This is a genomic window from Halomonas sp. IOP_14 (assembly GCF_021021315.1).
Lineage (GTDB): Bacteria > Pseudomonadota > Gammaproteobacteria > Pseudomonadales > Halomonadaceae > Vreelandella > Vreelandella titanicae.
The window spans coordinates 170,064-189,505 of record NZ_JAINWD010000002.1 but is presented as its reverse complement, the minus strand read 5'-3'; the positions used below and the strand labels follow the sequence as shown (position 1 = coordinate 189,505).

The following is a 19,442-nucleotide window of genomic DNA, read 5'->3' as shown; positions in this document are numbered from 1 at the left end:
GCGTTGGCAGCGTCAGAGCGGTTGGCAAAAGTGCCGGTGCATATCATTACCGGCTTTCTAGGCAGCGGTAAAACAACGCTTATACACAGCCTCATCGAACAGAAGCCTGTGGATGAAACCTGGGCCATTTTGGTCAACGAGTTTGGCCAAATCGGCATCGACCAGGCGATGTTTGATGCCCGTGACGATGTGGTGGTGAAAGGCCTTCCCGGCGGCTGCCTTTGCTGCCAGCTCGCCTTTGTACTGCAAGCGGCGCTGGTGAATTTACTCGCACGCAGCAAGCCTGATCGCGTCATCATCGAGCCTTCAGGCCTTGGCCACCCGGCAGGTCTGTTGGATCTACTGCGAGGGGAAGCCTTCCAGGAAGTGGTCGAGGTACGCGATATTATTGCTACTCTCGACCCACGCCGATTAGATGACGCCCGTTCCCGAACGCACGACACCTTCCGCGACCAGCTCGATATGGCCGATGCCGTGGCACTCACCATGCTCGACCAGAGCACGCCCGAGCAGCTCGGCGCCGCTCATGCGTTTGTGGCACAGCGCTGGCCGCCGCGTAAATGGGTGCAGGAAGCTCCCCAAGGCGAACTCCCCATAGGACTGTTGACCCAGAGCGGACGCGCCGAAGGGAGCGATATCAGCGTACCCGCCAACCATCAACAGTTGGCGGCAACACCCAGCTTAGCCGGGTCTTTTTTTGATTTTCCGCCCCCGCCCGGCAAGCCCCAGCGTGAAACCGGCACTTCGCTGGGCTACACCAGTACGGGGTTACGTTGGCACCCAAGCGAGCGCTTCGACCTGGATAGCTTGGCCACCTGTTTGGGAGAACTCCCCAGAGAGGCACGCATTAAAGGCGTGTTTCATACCGATAGCGGCTGGAAACGCTTTAACCGCGCCGGAGGTACGCTGAGCGTTGAAAGCAGCGCGTGGCGGCAAGACTCCCGGCTGGAAGTTATTCTTCCCGATACGAGCCCCGCTCTCGATATCGAAGGCCAACTCCGCTTACTGACGCTGGGTTAAGCGCCCGTAATCAATCTCTCGATGGCCTCTGCAGTAACCGGCCGCCCAAACAGATAGCCTTGATAAGCGTGACAGTCGTGCGCCAGTAGCCACGCCTGCTGCGCTTTGGTCTCTACGCCTTCTGCAATGACCTCTAGATTGAGGCTCTCTGCCAGGGCAATGGTACTCTCGACAATCGCTGCGTTGGCTTGGCTTTCGAGCACCTGCTGCACAAAGGATTGGTCAATTTTCAGTTGATCCAGCGGCAGTTGCGCTAAATAGGCCAGGGACGAGTAGCCGGTGCCAAAATCATCCAGAGAGAAGCGTACACCGCGCGCTTTAAGGGCAAGCATTTTATCTCTGGCGTCGTCTCGCGCTTCCACAAACAGTGACTCGGTCACCTCCAGTTTTAGCCGCTGAAGCGGCGCCTGAGTGCGCGCAAACACCCCCTCTACACGAGCCAGAAACTGCTCATCGCGAAACTGAAGCGGACTAATATTCACCGATATGGTCAGTTTGCTGAGCCGTGGATGCTGCGCCCAACGCGCTAATTGATAGCAGGCATCTTCCAATACCCATTCGCCTACATCATTTATCAGCTCATTGCTTTCCAGCAGCGGAATGAAATCGCCTGGTGAAACAATGCCGCGTTCAGGATGATGCCAGCGCAGCAGCGCCTCAACGCCAGTGATCACGCCATGGTGATCCACTTGGGGCTGATAATAGAGCTGCCACTGCTGGCTGGCCTGCGCTTGGCGCAGATCCGCTTCTAATTTCACATGGGCCAGAAGCGCAGCCTGCATCGAGGGGTCAAAAAAGCACACGCCATGGCGGCCGTTGTTCTTAGCCTGAAAGAGCGCCATATCTACCTGCTGCAGGTAGTCATCCACGCCGTACTCATTGCTGGCCATGATCGCAATACCAATGCTCCCCGTCACCGTGATGCTCTCTTCGGCCAGAGTGATTGATTCGTTAAGAGTTGCCAGCAGCTTGTGCGCAATACGCTCTGCCAGCCGGGTGGTTTGAGCGTAATTGCTATCCACGCCTTCGATTAATACCGCAAATTCATCGCTTCCCAGCCGCGCCAAGGTATCGGTATCGCGCAACATCTGCCCCATTCGCCGAGCAACGCTCTGCAATACTTGATCCCCCGCATAGTGCCCCAGAGTGTCATTGATTTGCTTAAAGTTATCGATATCGATAAATAGCAGTGCGCCGCAACGCTGATGGCGCTGAAGCTCTTTAAGGGCATTACCTATGCGATCCATAAACAGCCGCCGGTTGGCCAACCCGGTTAAGGTGTCATAAAATGCTAACTGATGAATCTCTTGCTCAGCGGCTTTACGCTCGCTGATATCGCTCATGGTGGCCACGTAGTGAGTTAAGGTGCCCTCAACGCTGTAGACAGCGCTAATGGTTAGCCACTCGGGAAACAGTTCACCATTCTTACGCTGGTTCCATATCTCGCCTTCCCAGTTGCCGGTTTTGATAACACGCTTCCATAAACGGCGGTAAAAGGCGGCGTTTTGTAGCCCAGAGCTAAACATGCGCGGATTGTTACCCACTATCTCCGCTTCGCTATAGCCGGTAATGCGGCTAAAGGTCTCATTCACCTTAAGAATGATGCCCTGTGGATCGGTAATAAGGATGCCTAAGTGCGTCTGGAAGGCGGCAGCAGCGATTTGGGCCTCGGCACGAGCCTGTTCACGCTCCTCAATACGCTGACGCAGTTGATGCGACAACGCTAAACGATTCAGGTAGTGGCGCGCCCCCCAAGCACCCAGCAGGGCAATCACTGCCGTCACCAACATTAAAATCAAAGCACGCTGCCGCCAGGCCGAGAGCAATTCGTGAAGATCAACGCCAACCACAGCCAGCATCGGATACTCGCCTACTCTCAGCATGCGAAACAGCCGTTTTCGGCCATCAATAGGTGAGTCAATGTTGATTGACCATGTGGACTCACCACGGGTAAGCCACTCGGCCGTTTCTGGACTCTCAATTTGACTGCCAATCGAAAATGGCTTTTCGGGGGTCGGGTAGCGAGCAATAAATTTTAATCCGGGGTCGACCAGGGCAATGCTCTCGCCGTCATAGACACTCATCTGCTCCAGGGCGTCGGCAAACACTTCAGGTACAATGCTAGAGATGACCACCCCAGCAAACTCGCCGGACGAGGTTTCTAATCGTCGACCATGGTACAAATAGTAGCGTTGGTCACTGATAGACCAGTAAAGCGGGGTAATCAGTTCTTCTTGTCCTGCTTGCTTAAAGGCATTAAACAATGTCGTATCGCTGATATCAGCACCTGCTCTTCGGCTGCTGCGGCCACTCGCCATTACTCGACCTTCAGCGCTCAACACAGCGATTTCGTCCACCATGGGCACATACAGGGTCAGGTTTTCTAGCGAGCGCTGAAGGGCCTGGGCATTATCGCTATCTGGCATGCCTTGCAGGGTTAGCATCTCAGCAAGCCCAAAAAGCGCTTGCCCGCTTTGTGCAAATACGCCTTTTGCCCACTCAGCAACCACATTAGCGCGGGCGGTAATCCGCGACTCGGCGGCCTCAATTTCTTGCCGATACTGTTCACTCAGCAGCCAGCCGAAAAGCACCATCATGACAAGCAGTGCTAGCAGATATAGCGCAATCACATGGCGGCGCTGTTGGCGATAAGTCTTGGTGGCTTTCAATACATCATCATTTACATCATTGGAGGTAGCGGACATCGCGCAGAAGCCTTATTCAGGTAACCCAGGGGGACACCTGATACAGTGTAAAAAGTAACTAAAAATGATACATAACACGCGCTGACACGTGGCTTTATCCGATAGTGCCGCGGTGCTTTTAGGATGTATATCAGTTTTTATCACCGTTAATGCCCTGAAAAGCGTGACGTTATGCATGGATAGCCAATCTACCAGGAAATTGTTATGGCATCGCTGGGCCAAATGAGCGACTACGAGATACGCCTAATCCGTATTTTTAAGACGGTCGTTGAGTGCGGTGGCTTTACCGCGGCGGAAACCACGCTGGGCATTAGTCGTTCGGCGATTAGCCAACACATGAACGACTTGGAGGGGAGGCTGGGGTTTTCGCTCTGCCAGCGGGGGCGTGGCGGGTTTAGTTTAACCGAAGAGGGTAAAGAGATTTATCAGGCAGGGTTAACGCTACTGACCGCGCTTGAAACGTTTAAAAGCGACGTTAACGCGCTGCATCAAACGATCAAAGGCGAGCTGAATATCGGCATCACCGACAACCTGGTAACGCTACCCGCCATGCACGTGACCAACGCCCTGGCAGAGCTTAGCGCGCCGGAGCATGAGGTAACGCTGCACATTCATATGGAGCCTTCTGACGCGGTCATTAGAGGCGTCATGGATGGCCACTTGCACGTCGGCGTAGTGCCTGCAGTGAACCTGCCCACCAGCTTAGAAGCGCGGCACCTTTACGACGAGCCATCGTATCTTTACTGCGCGGCTGGCCATCCGCTGTTTACTGAGGATGATGATACGCTTAGCTGTGCAGATATCGCCCAACACTCGGCTATTTCACCCCGCTATCCGCTACCGGTTGAGGCCCGACAGGCGCATGATGCGCTAAGCCTTCGTGCCTCAGCATCCGACCGAGAAGGCGCCGCTTTTTTGATTCTTACCGGGCGATTTATCGGCTTTCTGCCTGAACACGTAGCTGCACAGTGGGTGGCAGCGGGCAAGATGCGAGCGTTGCATGCCAACACGCAGCACTACCGCATCCCCTTTGTGCTGATCACCCGCCACGACCGCCGCCCCAACCGAGTGGTCGATGCGTTTCTACGCTTAATCAAAAGCAGCTAAACCCGGCAGTATGTTTAACGCTGCTCGGTTGCCTCATTGGCCATTATCGGCGCTGGCCCCGCCTGGGGCGATGACGCCAACACTTGGCTTGCCACATAGTAAACAATTGCCCCCAGCGCCGAGCCGGTAAACCAGCCGTAGTCGTAGAACCAATTCATGGTGCCAGTTAACAGCGATAGCAACGTAAGCGCCACCGGCACGCCAAAGGCGATAAAACCCGCGATGTTCACCGCAGGATAAGCATGGTTATCCATATACAGGCTGGGCACATCCAAACGCTGCTTTTTGATCAGGAAGTAGTCCACCGCCATGATGCCCGCGATGGGCCCCAGCAGGCTGGAGTAACCCAGCAGCCAGTTGGAGTACATCTGCTCCAGAGAAACCCCTGGCGGAATAACGCCCGCTTTTTGCAGCAGATCGTAGCCCATCAACAACACGCCCACCGCGCCAGTCATCAGCACGCCGCGCGTCTGGTTAATCAATTTGGGCGCAATGTTCTGAAAATCGTTGGTAGGCGACACGATGTTAGAAGCCGTATTGGTAGAGATCGTGGCGATAATGATCAACAGCATCGCCAGTACCACCCAGAAGGGGCTGTCGATATAGCCAATCAAACGTACCGGGTCGGCAACGGTTTCCCCTACCAGCGTTTCGGAAGCAGCGGTTAACACGACACCGAGTGCGGCAAAGAAAAACATCGTTAGCGGCAGCCCAATCACCTGACCAACGATCTGATCTTTTTGGCTTTTGGCAAAGCGACTGAAATCGGGAATATTCAGCGACAGCGTGGCCCAAAAACCCACCATGGCGGTTAAGCCCGCGAAGAAGTAGCCGTATACCGATGCCCCTTCAGGCCGCGACGGCGGCTGTGCCAGTAGTTCGGACATCGACATATTTGGCCACGCCCATATCATCAGCCCAACACCAACGGCTAACAGCAGCGGTGCGGCGAAGGTTTCCAACCATTTAATCGACTCTGCACCACGAATCACCACATAGAGATTCATCGCACCAAAGACAAAAAAGCCGATGACTTCACCAACACCGCCCATCGCAGCCCAAGCGGGAATCAACTCGGAGAGCAACAGATGAATGGCCAAACCGCCAAACATGGTTTGAATACCAAACCAGCCGCAGCCGACCAGGGCGCGCACCAGACAGGGTACGTTGGAACCTAAAATACCGAACGAAGAGCGTAAAACCACCGGAAAAGGAATACCAAACTTCGTACCGGGAAAGGCGTTTAAGGTAAGAGGAATCAGCACGATCACGTTGGCCAACAAAATGGCAAACAACGCCTCCCCCACGCTCAGCCCGAAGTAGGCGGTTAATACCCCGCCTAGGGTGTAGGTGGGCACGCAGATCGACATGCCTACCCAGAGTGCCGCAATATTCCACTTACTCCAGGTGCGCTCGCTGGCCTGGGTAGGCGCAATATCCTCATTAAAGCGCGAACTACTGCGTACATCGTCCCCTACATCTAGCTCTATCAGCCCACCTCGATCCACCATCTGAGAGGTTGTTTCGGTCATTTTTTATCTCCTCAGCATTGCGTTATTGCGCTGCCTAGCTCCCACGGCCAGTGGAGCTTTTCAAAAAGGCGCTTAGAAATCATGGCTTTTAGAAACCATTGTTTTTCAAAACCATCGTTCTTAGAAACCATAGCTTTTAGAAAACAAGCAATAAGCATGCCTACTTGAAAAAGCAGGTCAATTAACTCATTGATTAAAAAGCTGCCTTCCTGGACAACATTATTATTGTTAGCTTGTTATCTTTATATTTTCCCCACCTAAAACAAAAACCAACTAAACAAAGCTAGATCAAAAAAAATATTTGCACCAATTTAAAACAGAAAAAAACCAAAAACACTCGCTAGAAATATACCAAACCAATGATTTTAAAAGAATAAAAAAACCATCCAAAACAGTGCAAGACCTCACCAAAAAAGTGAATATCACCAAATGGAACAATAAAAATAAGCAAACTCAATGAGTTAAAGACGATTTAACAAATCTCCTTTAAAGACTTGCTAAAACCACCTACCCAGCGCTACTTTCAACAAAAGCTGTCTATTTCGTCAGCTTTACAAAACTAGTTTCAAGAACACTACAAACATACGCTACACATCAACAATCAGAGGGAGCGTCTCATGCAGAAGATGAAAATCGGGTTGATTCAGATGGGCCTGAAAACCAGCACCGACCTTGAACCAGAAGCTATTCGCGACGCCATGAACGAGGCACATCTGCCAATGATTCAGCAAGCGGCTGACCAGGGCGTGCAGGTGCTTTGCTTCCAGGAAGTGTTTAACCAGCCCTACTTTTGCCCCAGCCAGGACGGCAAGTGGTACGCCGCCGCCGAGCGGGTACCGGAAGGCCCTACCTGCCAGATGATGCAGAAGCTCGCCGCCGAGCACCGCATGGTGATCATCGTGCCGGTGTATGAAGAGACTGAAACCGGTGTTTACTACAACACCGCAGCGGTATTCGACGCTGACGGCAGTTACTTAGGCAAGTACCACAAAACCCATATTCCCCAAGTAGCCGGTTTTTGGGAAAAATTCTTCTTCAAGCCGGGAAAATCCAACTGGCCAGTGTTCGATACTGCCTACGGCAAAATCGGCGTGTATATCTGCTACGACCGTCACTTCCCCGAAGGCTGGCGGGCGCTTGCTCTCAATGGCGCTGAGGTGATTTTCAACCCTTCCGCCACCGTGGCCGGTCTTTCCCAATACCTGTGGGAGTTAGAGCAACCTGCCTCTGCCGCCGCCAATGGCTGCTTTATCGCTGCGATCAATCGAGTTGGAACCGAGGCGCCGTGGAACATCGGCGACTTTTACGGCTCCAGCTATATCGTTAACCCCCGCGGCAAAATCGAAGCTCAGGCCAGCGAAACAGAAGACGAGCTGCTGGTGCACGAGATCGATTTGGACATGGTGCGGGAGGTACGCAACAACTGGCAGTTCTTCCGCGACCGTCGCCCGGAAACCTATACCCGCCTGACCGACGGTGAATGATTCTGCTGGTAAAAAACAGGTTGCTGGTTAAGTTTTCTATTTAAAAACAACAGGAGCGAACGATGAGCTTATTAATCAAGGGCGGCACCGTGGTCACCCACGCCGATACCTACCGCGCAGACGTACTGTGTGTCGACGGTAAAATCCATGCGATTGGCACCGATCTAGATGTCCCTGAAGGGTGTGAAATTGTCGATGCCAGCGATCAACTGGTGATGCCCGGCGGTATCGATCCCCATACGCACATGCAACTGCCGTTCATGGGCACCGTGGCCAGCGAAGATTTCTATACCGGCACCGCCGCGGCCTTGGCCGGGGGCACCACTTCGATCATCGACTTCGTGATCCCACAGCCAGGTCAGTCGCTCCTTGAGGCCTTCGAAACCTGGCAAGGCTGGGCGGAAAAAGCCGCCACCGATTTTGCCTTCCACGTGGCGATTACCTGGTGGGACGATAGCGTGCGAGAGGAAATGGGCACCCTGGTTCATGAACACGGGGTGAACAGCTTCAAACACTTTATGGCCTACAAGGGCGCGATCATGGCCACTGATGACATTCTGGTGGAAAGCTTCTCGCGCTGTCTGGAGCTAGGCGCGGTGCCTACGGTTCACGCCGAAAACGGTGAGCTGGTCTACCACATGCAGCAAAAACTGCTCGCCCAGGGCATGACCGGGCCGGAAGCCCATCCGCTTTCGCGCCCACCCCAGGTGGAAGGCGAAGCGGCCAGCCGGGCGATTCGCATTGCCAGCACCCTGGGCGCACCGATCTATCTGGTTCACGTGTCCACCAAAGATGCCGTGGATGAAATTGCCTACGCCCGCCAGCAGGGTCATCCGGTTTATGGCGAATGCTTAGCCGGGCACCTGCTCATCGACGATAGCGTCTACCAGGATACCGACTGGGGCCGCGCCGCTGCCCACGTGATGAGCCCGCCCTTCCGGCCCAAGGGCCACCAGGAAGCGCTCTGGCACGGCTTGCAGTCGGGCAATCTGCAAACCACCGCCACCGACCACTGCTGTTTCTGTGCCGATCAGAAAGCCGCGGGCAAGGATGACTTTACTAAAATCCCCAACGGCACCGCTGGCGTGGAAGACCGCCTCGCCGTGTTGTGGGATGAAGGCGTCAACACCGGCAAGCTGTCGCCCCAGGAGTTTGTCGCGCTGACATCGACCAACACCGCCAAGATTTTCAACCTCTACCCGCGCAAAGGGGCGATTCAAGTAGGTTCCGATGCAGATATCGTGGTGTGGGATCCCAACGGCACCCGGACGATTTCTGCCAAAACCCACCACCAGAACGTCGATTTCAACATTTTCGAGGGCAAAACGGTGCGCGGCATTGCCCGTCACACCATTAGCAAGGGCAAATGGGTGTGGCGGGATGGTGAGCTGCGTGCCGAGCGCGGTGCGGGCCGCTATTTGGAGCGCCCCGCCTACCCCGGTGTCTTCGAATTGCTGGCCAAGCGCGCCGAGCTGAATGCGCCGATGGCCGTAAAAAGATAACAGCTGTGCCCATAACAACAGCGGAGGCTTTACTGTGACTAGCCCACTGAACCACCTACCCAGCGCAAAAGAGGTCGGCACCTACGACCCGGATACGCTGGCAAGCAACTTTAGCGATCTACATCCGCCGCTGACCCATCGCCAGGCGATGATCGAAAGTCAGCGTTGTCTCTATTGCTTTGATGCGCCCTGCGTCGAAGCTTGCCCGTCGGATATTGATATTCCCAGCTTTATTCGCCAGATCAGCGAGAACAATATCAACGGCGCGGCGGAAACCATTCTGGAAGCCAACATTTTAGGCGGCAGCTGCGCCCGGGTGTGCCCCACGGAAATTCTTTGCGAGCGCAGCTGCGTGCGCAACCACGACGCCGAATGCCAGCCGGTGCTGATCGGCTTGCTGCAGCGTCATGCCACCGACCACATGCAGTTCGACGGCCACCCCTTCAAACGCGCCACTTCTACCGGCAGTCATGTGGCCGTGGTCGGCGCCGGACCTGCCGGGCTCTCCTGCGCGCACCGACTGGCGATGCTCGGTCATCAGGTGACCATCTTTGAAGCCGAACAAAAGCCTGGCGGGCTGAACGAGCACGGCATCGCCCGCTACAAAATGACCGACGACTTCGCCCGCAAGGAAGTGGAATTCTTGCTTGAGATCGGTGGCATCGAGATCCAGTACGACCAACGGCTGGGCGCAAACCTGGAGCTTGCTACGCTCCATAATCAGTACGATAGCGTGTTTCTCAGCTTGGGCCTGGGCGCTAGCCGTGCCCTGGGTTTAACCGGGGAACAAGCACCCGGTCTGATGCCTGCGGTGGACTACATCAAGGTTCTCCGCCAGACCGACGATCTGGGCAGCCTTGCGGTGGCCAAACGCTGTATCGTGATTGGCGCGGGCAATACCGCTATCGATATGGCCACCCAAATGGCCCGCTTAGGCGCTACGGAGGTAACGCTGGTTTACCGTCGCGGCATTGAAGCCATGTCCGCCACCGACCATGAACAAGAGATTGCCAAAGCCAACGGCGTGCGGATGGTGACCTGGGCCCAGCCCGTCGAGATTCTGCTGGATGATCAAGGCCGCGTGACGGGCATGCGCTTTGCCAAGACCCATGATCAAGCGGGCCGCTTAACCCCTACTGGAGAAACCTTTGAGATCGCCGCCGATGCTGTCTTCACCGCCATCGGCCAAGGCTTCGAAGGCGCGAGCCTAAGCGATACCACCGCCGCTGAGCTTGCCCGGGACGGCGAGCGCATTCACGTTAATGAGATGTTCCAAACCTCACTGCCCAATGTGTATGCCGGTGGCGACTGTGTGAAGCCCGGTCAAGACCTTACCGTTCAGGCCGTGCAACACGGCAAACTGGCGGCTCACGCCATTCATCAGGCGCTTGTCGCCAAGCAGGAGGCCGCATGAACACACTCACTTTTACACCACCGGGTAAGAAAGACAGCGGTGACAGCGTGGTCAATGGCGTTGACCTATCGGTTAACTTTGCCGGTATTAAAGCCCCCAATCCATTCTGGCTGGCCTCTGCACCGCCCACCGATAAAGCCTACAACGTGGTACGCGCCTATGAAGCTGGCTGGGGCGGCGTGGTATGGAAAACCCTTGGCGAAGAGCCACCTGCGGTGAATGTCTCCTCCCGCTACTCAGCCCACTACGGAAAAAACCGCGAGGTGATCGGCTTTAACAATATCGAGCTGATTACCGACCGCTCGCTGGAGATCAACCTTAAAGAAATCACTCAGGTGAAAAAGGACTGGCCCGACCGTGCGCTGATCGTTTCCATTATGGTGCCCTGTAATGAAGAAGCCTGGGCCTACATTCTGCCGCTAGTGGAAGCCACTGGCGCGGACGGCATCGAGCTCAACCTGGGTTGCCCCCACGGAATGCCGGAGCGCGGCATGGGCGCGGCGGTGGGCCAAAACCCCGACCTGATCGAGAAAGTCACCTACTGGTGCAAGAAGCACTACTCCAAACCGGTCATCGTCAAACTCACACCTAATATCACCGATATTCGCGTCGGTGCCCAGGCGGCGCTGCGCGGCGGGGCCGACGCGGTATCGCTGATCAATACCATCAACTCGATTACCAGTATCGACCTGGACAATATGGTCGCCAAGCCCACCGTCGGCCACCAGAGCACTCACGGCGGCTACTGCGGTAGCGCTGTCAAACCCATCGCGATGAACATGGTGGCGGAAATCGCCCGCGACCCGGCCACACCAACTCTGCCCATCTCCGGCATTGGCGGCATTTCCACCTGGCGGGATGCGGCGGAGTTTATCTCCCTAGGTGCCGGCAGCGTGCAGGTGTGTACGGCAGCGATGCTCAACGGCTTTAGGATTGTGGAGGAGATGAAAGACGGCCTCTCTCGCTGGATGGCGGAAAAAGGCTACGACTCCATTGAGGCGTTCTCCCGTAAAGCAATACCGCAAACCACCGACTGGAAACACCTCGACATCAACTTCAAAACCATCGCCAAGATCGACCAGGATCTATGCATCGAATGTGGCCGCTGCTATATCGCCTGCGAGGATACCTCCCACCAGTCGATTGCCAAGCTCACCGAGCAGGACGGCGCGCGACGCTATGAAGTGATCGAAGAGGAGTGTGTGGGCTGTAACCTTTGCCAGATCACTTGCCCAGTAGATAACTGCATCACCATGGTGCCCCAGGAGACCGGCCAACCCTTCCTGGCCTGGGATAACGACCCACGCAATCCTTTCCGGGTCGCCTCTTAACCTCTTTACCCTCTTTTTTTTAAACAGCCGTTAGCGCTACCCACCGCCCTCAGTTTGTGAGGGCGGTCGCGTTTTCTGCAACATACTGTTCCATCACCCAGTAGCGACAAAAGTCAGCATCCTTGAGAACATGAGAAAACATCGCATATAAAATTCTTTCTCACAAAAGGAAACCCAATGAAGTTCGCTACCACTACCACCGCTATACTCTTAGCAACTGCCAGCGCCACCGCGAGCGCCGACCAGCGAATCGCCACCTTCGACTTAGGCAGCCTGGATACGCTGGATGCACTAGGTTTAAACGAGCAGGTAGTGGGTGTACCGAAAGCCAGCCTGCCTGGCTATCTTGAGCAGTATGCAGCCGATGACGTCACCGATATTGGCGGCCTGCGCTCACCGAATATGGATGCCCTTGGCGAAAGCGAGCCTAGCCTGATTCTTTACACTGGCCGCCAGGGTGAGTGGGAAGAGGGGCTTGGCGAAATCGCCCCGCTGCTCAACACCAGCCTACAGGGTGACGACTACCTGGCTACTTTTGACGCCAATGTACGCGAACTAGCGAGTCGTTTAGCAGTGGAAAGCAAAGCCGAAGAGGCGCTTGGTACACTGCATGCCGAGATTGAGACCCAGCGCGAAGCGCTAAGCAACGCTCCTCGCACGCTGGTGGTAACCCACAACGGCGGCAATCTGATGCTGAATCAGCACCCGGTCGTTCACGACGTACTGGGCATTGCAGCATTAGCGATGCCCGAAAGTGTCACTTCTGAAACCCGCGGTACCCGTACCTTTACCCCGCTTTCTCCTGAGGCGATTAGCGAAATTGATCCGCAGGTCGTACTGGTGATTGATCGCAGCGCCGCGATTGGCGATGAACCCGCCGACGCGGATGCCTTAGCGCAAACGCTCTTAGATGCGGGAGCTGAGAAAGCGCGGGTCATTATGCTAACGCCCGCGCTGTGGTACCTCTCCGGCGGCGGCCTGCAGAGTCTGGCGCTACAGGTTGAAGAAGTTGCAGTAGCACTAAACTCGTCAGGTAACTAAGCGCTCACTCCCCCCCCTCTTACAGCAATGGCGGAGGGGGGAACGCAGCCTAAGCGGCGAGAAACGCTGGCTTAAAAAGCTTCCCAATCATCTTCAGCGCTAGCCGCGGTTTTGCTACTGGTTTGGCTACGCGTCGCTGGCCGCATCAGCGCTGGTGTCTGTTGAGATGAGTGTTGTGGCGTGTGCTGGGGCGAGGTAAGCGGGGCGTGTTGCGTACGGCTCTCCCCCTCAGTTAAACGAAAAGCCGAGACAACGCTTTCAAGCCGCGCCGCCTGTTCTTCCAACGAGCTGGCCGCTGACGACGCCTGTTGAACCAGGGCCGCGTTCTGCTGGGTTACTTCATCCATTTGGGCAACCGCTTGGTTGACCTGCTCAATGCCCGAACTCTGCTCCTGAGAAGCCGCGGAGATTTCATCCATAATATCGGTCACCCGGCGCACAGAGGAGACCACATCCCGCATCGTCGCACCGGCGCTTTCGACTAATGCTGAGCCCTCTTTCACCTGGGTGGATGACGCCTCAATCAGTGCTTTGATCTCTTTGGCGGCATCGGCACTGCGGCTGGCCAGGTTACGCACTTCACTAGCCACCACGGCAAAACCACGACCCTGTTCGCCTGCCCGCGCTGCTTCCACAGAAGCATTGAGTGCCAAGATATTGGTTTGAAAGGCGATAGAGTCGATAACGGTAATAATATCCGCCACTTTTTGCGAGCTGCTAGAAATACCGTGCATGGTGGTAATTACTTGCTCAACCACTTCACCACCATTGCTTGCAGTGCTTGAGGCATCGTTCGCCAACTGGCTGGCCTGGCGGGCGTTATCAGCATTCTGTTTAACGGTAGCGGTTAACTGCTCCATGCTGGCGGCGGTTTCCTGCAGGGAAGACGCCTGCTGCTCGGTACGCGAGGATAGATCCGAGTTACCACTGGCAATCTCACGCGCCCCGATATGAATCGAGCCGCTGCTATCGCGTACCTCAGAAACGGTTTTAACCAAATTACTTTGCATATGCTGCATAGCACTAAACAGCTTGCCGATCTCATTGCTACCACGGTCATCTACTTTACCAGAGAGATCATTTTGGGCAATACGCTCAAAATGCTCCACTGCTTCGTTTAGTGGTTTTACAATAGAGCCCACCATCGCGATGCGAACAAACAGAACGATTAACGCGGCAATCAAAAGTACAGCGATATCAATATAAGTAAGAAACTGCATGCCGCTCTCATAATCGGCAATCATCGACTTGTTTCGTTCAGCCCGATGATCATTGTAAGCACTAACAGCCTCAATTAACTGCTGATTTAAGTCACTCACCATTTCCCTTGCGGTATTAAACTGACTGCTGTTACCCGTATTCAATGCCTCCTCTAAGGGGATAATCCCCCGTTGGATCAAGCTCTCATAGGTGGCAGTCACGGTATCAGAAAGTGCCGACTCAGGCTTGGTGGCTTCAAACTCTGTAAAGTAATCTTGCGCAACTCGCTGAGCATCTTGGGCCCGAGCCAGGTAGTCACGGAATGAACTGGCATCACCTTTCTCAAACGCATCGAAGCTACTAACGTAGAAAAGCTGAGCGTAGGCTATGGATCGTTGACTGCGGCTAAGCGCTAAAGTGCGATCACCTGATAGATCAAGCTCTTTTAACGAAGTACTGCCCTCTTCGCCTGCCTGATAGCCTAGAAAAGCAATGGTTATTATTAATAATGAAAAGATGGCCAAAACAAGGGTTAAACCCAGTTTGACGGATAGATTACTAAGTACACGATTCATATGCGGAATGCCTCCAGGCCAGATCCATTAGCTTTTGGCAATTTATATAATCTAGCTAGAGCACTTCCAGCGGCTTTAGATTAACTTAAATCGACCAATATCTTTTACGAGGTACTGCTATCGGCCTGGGCAGCATAGACTTTAGTCTAGTTTGAAAATTATTTTCACAAATGAAAATAGAAACGATTTGCAAACAGCAGTGAGCGAAGTGGTAGGCGCATTGAATATCGTTGCAGAGGCTATCTTAGCCGTGGATTGGTCAAGGCCACGGCTAAGATGAAAGGAGTCTGCTCGAGTTATTGATCAGGATGTATGCGAATCCGGTAGAGCACGCAGTAAACTACCGGCAGTACGATTAAGGTTAATAGCGTGGCGACACCCAAGCCACCGATCAGCGCGACCGCCATGCTGGCGAAAAAGGCATCGCTAATTAGCGGGATCATGCCCAACATGGTGGTCAGCGCGGCCATGGCGACCGGACGCACGCGGCTGACCGCAGCTCGCACCACAGCGTGGTAGCGGTCTTGATGCAACGGCAGTTGCACGTTGACCTCCTCTACCAACACGATGGCATTTTTGATTACCATGCCGATCAAGCTCAGCGTACCCAGCAGCGCCATAAACGAGAAGGGTAACCCGGTAACCAACAACGCGCCCACTACGCCAATAATCGTCAGCGGTACCAGCGACCAGATAGCCAACGGCTGGCGGAAGTTATTGAACAGCACCACAGTGAGAATAAACATCATCACTATGCCCAGCGGCAGTGAGGAAAATAACCCACTCTGCGCTTCGCCAGCGGTCTCAAACTCACCACCCCACTCCAACCGGTAACCTGCCGGTAGATCCAAGGCCTCCACCCTTGGGCGAATGTCGGCCAATACGCTGGCTGCGGTCACCCCGCTTAGCGGATCCGGCTCACCATACACCGCCAGCATGCGTTCGCGATTGCGGCGCATAATCAGTGGATCCGCCACCTGTGTGGTGGTATCGCCGATTACTTGATCGGCGGAGATATAGCGGTTTTGCTCTGCGCTCCAGACGTTAAGTGAGCCTAGGTTATCCACATCGTGACGCTGTGCGGGGATTGCCCGCGCCACTATCGGAATCAGGTCGCTGCCGTCGCGGTAAATGCCCACTTGGCTGCCACTGGTACTTAGCGCCAGGGTGCTGGCCAGGTCTTCACGGGTCACACCCAGCCTACGTGCAGTATCTTCAAGAAAAACGGGCTCAATCGCCTGCACGCGGTTACGCCAACTGGTGCGCACGCTGGTCATATTCGGTGTATCGATGAACATGGCCTCAACCTGATCGCCCAACTGGCGAAGTACCGCTGGGTCGCTGCCGTAGAAACGCGCCTCTAGCTTGGCTTTGGGCGCAGGACCGACCTCCAACGGGGCGATTTTGTAGTCAATATCGCTATGATCCCGCTCCAACACTTGCTCTACGTCAGCCATGCGGTCGTGTTGAGTCGCTTTATCGTCGGTTTCGACAATCAACTGCGCATAGCTTGCATAGCGGTCTTCCGGTGAATAAGTGAGGGTAAAGCGCTGCGCTCCACCGCCCACGGTGGTGGTCAGGTGGCGAACGCCGTCCATCTCCATCACGCTCTTTTCAAGCTCGCTAACGCGGCGTTGGGTTTCGAGAATATCGGTACCTTCCGGCGTGCGATAATCGACAAAAAAGATCGGCGTATTAGAGGCCGGAAAGAAGGCATTTTTAACCGAACCAAAGCCGACCACCGCGCCGGCCAATATCGCCACCATCAGCGTCAAGGTTAACCAGCGCCAACGAATACCGGTGATAATGACGCGGCCTACAAAACGATAAACCACGCCTTTATAGGGGTCTTCCTGTCCATCGCCGGGGGCAACATTGCGGAAAAACAGCTTGAAGTAGAACGGCGTTAACGTCAGCGCCGTGATCCAGCTCAGCAGTAGCGAGTAGAGCAGCACGAAAAATAACGAGCCGATAAACTCACCGGTGGTGTCTGGCGATAAACCGATGGGCGCAAAGGCTGCAATCGCGATCAGCGTTGCGGCCAGCAAGGGCCAGGCGTTTTGGCGAACCACTTGATGCGCCGAATCACGAATCGTGCTGCCGCGCTTTAACCCCACCAGCATGCCTTCGGTGACCACAATGGCGTTATCTACCAGCATTCCCAGGGCGATAATTAACGCACCCAGCGAGATTTTTTCCAGCTGCAAACCGTGAAAGCGCATCAACATAAAGGTGCCAATAATGGTGATTAGCAGGATAAAGCCCATTAACAGACCACTGCGCCAACCCATAAACAGCATCAGCACCACGATCACGATAGCCACCGCCTGGATCAAGCTGACCAGGAAACCGGATACTGCGTCATCGACCACCTGGGGCTGGTTATAAACGACATTCAGCTCCATACCCAGTGGTGTGCGGGTTTGCAGTTCATCCAGACGCTGCTGTAGCCGTTCTCCCACCTCGACAACATTCACTCCGCTTTCAAAGGAGACGCCCAACGAGATCGCCGGCCTGCCCATATCGCGGTAAAGCTGCTGGGGCTGCTCCGCCAGCTCGCGGCTCACATCGGCAATATCGCTCAGCCGCACCAGTTCACCGTCGCCCTCACTGACGATCAGGGCGCGCAGAGCTTCAATATCTGCCGCACTGCCCGTGGGGGTGATACGAAAACGGCGGCCATCCTGTTTAAGATGCCCTGAGTCTGCCACTGCATTTTGGGTCTCAAGCAGTTGCTGTAATCGTGTTAACGGAATATTCAGTGCGCGCAGGCGTTCGCGATCAACTTCGATATAGATGCGCTCTTCGTGCTCACCGCTTAGCGACACCTTCGCGACGCCCTTCACCAAAGCGAGCTCGCGCTTGAGAAAATCAGCATGGTCAGCCAGATCCGGCATGCTATAGCCATCGCCCGTCAGGTTGACCATGAAACCAAATACATCGCCAAAGTCGTCATTTACGCGAGATTGACTCACACCCGGCGGAAGCGCGGCCTGGGCATCCTGTACTTTACGGCGCAGCGAATCCCATAATTGCTCCAACTCCTCGTTCTGCACCGTACTTTCGAGTTCAACGGTGATCTGCGATAGGCCATCAGAACTCACCGAGCTAACCCGTTTGATCGATGACATCTCCTGAATTGACTCTTCGAGTGTCGAAGTGACTTCCTGCTCTACCTCTTCAGGCGTCGCACCAGGGTACTGCGTGGTGATCAGCGCATTGCGAATGGTAAATTCGGGGAACTCCAACTGGCCCATGCCCAAAAACGACAGCGCGCCACCCGCCAGCAGCACCACAGTCATTAAATAGCTGGTCGCCCGGTGGCGTAGAAAGTAGTCGACCATGTTAAAGCCCCTGCTCTTTTTCCCACGGGGTCACCCTGGTGTCCTCGGTTAAACGGTGGGCTCCGGCCGCCACAACGCGATCGCCCGCTGCCAACTTTCCGCTAACTTCCAGGCCGTTTGAGGTTAACCGACCGACCTCCACCGGCACCGCTTCAACGTTTTCTGGCTCGACGAAGCGCCATACCTGAGCCTGGTCGGGATCATCACCGGCATAGCTCACCGCATCAGTGGGCAGTAGCCACAGCGGGGCGCTATTTTCGGTTTGCAGCGAACTCAAATCGAGCCGCACATTGGCACTCATACCGTCTAACAGGGTGATATCGTCCGGCTGGGGCAGCGTTAGGGTGACTTCATAAGCCAAACTCTGTGCGCTGGCTTGGGTGGTGTAAGAGGCTAGCTGGGCAAGATAGGGTTTATCGCTATTACCAAAGCGCACTTCAAACGCCAACGCATCACCGAAGGGCGTTCCATTATTTCGCGGTATGCGCTGCACGATCTGCTCGGGCAGATGAAACACCACGTCTAGCTGCCCTGGCTGTTGGATCACCGCGACCGTTTCTTGAACTTGGACTATCTGGCGGTTATCCACTGGCACCTGGGCAATCACACCATCGTAAGGGGCGCGTAGCTTTGTATGCTCGACCTGCTCTTGGGCCTGTTCGAAGGTGGCCCGGGCGGCCCGCCACTCGCTTTCCGACTGATCAAACTGGGATTGGCTGACTGCCCCACGCTGCAGGGTGTAGCGCATGCGTTCTAGCGTTGCCTCGGCGAGCTCCAAGCGCGAGCGGGCGCTGTCCAGCTCGCTTTGCACATTGCGATCATCAATGCGCGCAATCACCTCGCCTTCGCTCACCGGTTGGCCGGGGCTCACATTGAGCTCCAATAATTCCCCGGCCATACGAAATGACAAATTGCTGCGCGTAGAGGCTTCCACCCGCGCGGGAAACTGCCGTAAGGCCGTAGCATTTGCCGACTGCAGTGTCATCAATTTTACCGGTCGTGTGGCATCAGTCGACTGCGCCTGGGGTTGCTCACAGCCCGTTAGCACAAGCAGAGCCAGTATGATGGGCAGTGAACGGAGAAGAGTAACGGGCACGAGTAGCTCCTTGATGGCGGTCAGTGATGATTTTCAAACCTGCATTCAGGGTACAAGTTGAATAATATAGTCACCTCACTGACATTCATGA

The 19,442-nt window shown here is 55.0% G+C and carries 12 protein-coding genes; 7 read left to right on the top strand and 5 right to left on the bottom strand.

Going from position 1 to position 19,442, the window contains the following annotated elements; genetic code table 11:
• Positions 1-3 precede the first annotated feature (3 nt).
• The gene (locus K7H09_RS02455; RefSeq protein ID WP_141440604.1) at positions 4-1,020 is read left to right on the top strand and encodes a CobW family GTP-binding protein; all 1,017 of its coding nucleotides are present in this window, start codon (positions 4-6) and stop codon (positions 1,018-1,020) included.
• Here K7H09_RS02455 and K7H09_RS02450 read toward each other — a convergent pair.
• Positions 1,017-3,725, bottom strand: a complete 2,709-nt coding sequence (locus K7H09_RS02450) for a bifunctional diguanylate cyclase/phosphodiesterase (RefSeq protein WP_027957025.1) — start codon at positions 3,723-3,725, stop codon at positions 1,017-1,019. The genes K7H09_RS02455 and K7H09_RS02450 overlap by 4 nt on opposite strands.
• Before the next feature lie 204 nt (positions 3,726-3,929).
• On the opposite strand from K7H09_RS02450, the gene K7H09_RS02445 reads away from it, so the two are divergent.
• Positions 3,930-4,832, top strand: coding sequence for a LysR family transcriptional regulator (locus K7H09_RS02445; RefSeq protein ID WP_138799336.1), 903 nt, complete (start codon positions 3,930-3,932; stop codon positions 4,830-4,832).
• 14 nt (positions 4,833-4,846) lie between these two features.
• On the opposite strand, the gene K7H09_RS02440 is transcribed toward K7H09_RS02445, so the two are convergent.
• A complete protein-coding gene (locus tag K7H09_RS02440) occupies positions 4,847-6,364 on the bottom strand; it encodes an NCS1 family nucleobase:cation symporter-1 (protein WP_009285884.1) in 1,518 nt (505 codons plus the stop codon).
• A 617-nt stretch (positions 6,365-6,981) separates the two neighbouring features.
• On the opposite strand from K7H09_RS02440, the gene K7H09_RS02435 reads away from it, so the two are divergent.
• The 5 genes from K7H09_RS02435 (at position 6,982) to K7H09_RS02415 (ending at position 13,136) form a co-directional block, all read left to right on the top strand.
• The gene (locus K7H09_RS02435) at positions 6,982-7,848 is read left to right on the top strand and encodes a nitrilase-related carbon-nitrogen hydrolase (protein WP_138799335.1); all 867 of its coding nucleotides are present in this window, start codon (positions 6,982-6,984) and stop codon (positions 7,846-7,848) included.
• Between the two features lie 62 nt (positions 7,849-7,910).
• A complete protein-coding gene (gene hydA, locus K7H09_RS02430; RefSeq protein WP_009285886.1) occupies positions 7,911-9,350 on the top strand; it encodes a dihydropyrimidinase in 1,440 nt (479 codons plus the stop codon).
• Between the two features lie 34 nt (positions 9,351-9,384).
• Positions 9,385-10,764, top strand: coding sequence for an NAD(P)-dependent oxidoreductase (locus K7H09_RS02425; RefSeq protein ID WP_230803446.1), 1,380 nt, complete (start codon positions 9,385-9,387; stop codon positions 10,762-10,764).
• Complete coding sequence (gene preA / locus K7H09_RS02420) at positions 10,761-12,095, top strand: NAD-dependent dihydropyrimidine dehydrogenase subunit PreA (protein WP_230803445.1); 1,335 nt, start codon at positions 10,761-10,763, stop codon at positions 12,093-12,095. The genes K7H09_RS02425 and preA overlap by 4 nt, the downstream gene beginning before the upstream one ends.
• Positions 12,096-12,272: 177 nt before the next feature.
• On the top strand, positions 12,273-13,136 hold the full coding sequence (locus K7H09_RS02415) for an ABC transporter substrate-binding protein (RefSeq protein ID WP_138799332.1): 864 nt from the start codon (positions 12,273-12,275) through the stop codon (positions 13,134-13,136).
• Between the two features lie 71 nt (positions 13,137-13,207).
• On the opposite strand, the gene K7H09_RS02410 is transcribed toward K7H09_RS02415, so the two are convergent.
• From K7H09_RS02410 to K7H09_RS02400, 3 genes are all read right to left on the bottom strand, one after another.
• Positions 13,208-14,911, bottom strand: a complete 1,704-nt coding sequence (locus tag K7H09_RS02410) for a methyl-accepting chemotaxis protein (protein ID WP_141440600.1) — start codon at positions 14,909-14,911, stop codon at positions 13,208-13,210.
• A 296-nt stretch (positions 14,912-15,207) separates the two neighbouring features.
• Positions 15,208-18,255, bottom strand: coding sequence for an efflux RND transporter permease subunit (locus K7H09_RS02405; protein ID WP_230803444.1), 3,048 nt, complete (start codon positions 18,253-18,255; stop codon positions 15,208-15,210).
• A gap of 1 nt (position 18,256) precedes the next feature.
• The gene (locus K7H09_RS02400) at positions 18,257-19,351 is read right to left on the bottom strand and encodes an efflux RND transporter periplasmic adaptor subunit (protein WP_230803442.1); all 1,095 of its coding nucleotides are present in this window, start codon (positions 19,349-19,351) and stop codon (positions 18,257-18,259) included.
• Between the last annotated feature and the right edge of the window lie 91 nt (positions 19,352-19,442).